A 501-nucleotide genomic window follows, 5' to 3' on the forward strand; every position below is an offset into this window, starting at 1 on the left:
GCTGACTGCCTGTGGAGACCAGTTTAAGGATTGGACGTACGCTTACCGCCTTTTCAGGGGCGAACGGATGGATATTGCCGGTATTTTTGGAGTCGTCCGCAGAAAAGTCATCGGGTTGAGCGATCCGGCCCTGCGGTATGTTTTTGCCCATATGGACGACACACTCTTACGTAAAAGAGGAAAGAATGTATTCGCAGGCCGATGGATGAGAGATCCCTTAGGGCCTCCTTTTCAGGCCAACCTGGTTTGGGGTCAACGTTTCATTCAGGTTTCTCTTTCCCTTTTTGAAAAACTTGGAACGGTTCAGGCCAGAGCCATACCCATAGATTTTCATTGCTGTCCATCGGTGAAAAAACCCGGAAAATCAGGAGTGGAGTCTGATTGGGAGCACTATCGGGAAACCCAGAAAAAGGCTAAACTCAGCGTAATCGGGGCAGAACGGATTAAGCTGTTGCGTGACAACCTCGATCAGGATGGGTACAAAGACAGGCAGCTGGTGGT

At 49.9% G+C, this 501-nt stretch carries 1 protein-coding gene; it reads left to right on the top strand.

All coding sequences use genetic code 11. From position 1 onward, the window contains the following. Positions 1-151: 151 nt before the first annotated feature. Positions 152-501: hypothetical protein (locus tag ACNKXV_RS13310; RefSeq protein WP_417908229.1), on the top strand; the 350-nt coding region annotated here is incomplete at its 3' end.

This window comes from Christiangramia aquimixticola (assembly GCF_048285835.1).
GTDB classification, from domain to species: domain Bacteria; phylum Bacteroidota; class Bacteroidia; order Flavobacteriales; family Flavobacteriaceae; genus Christiangramia; species Christiangramia aquimixticola.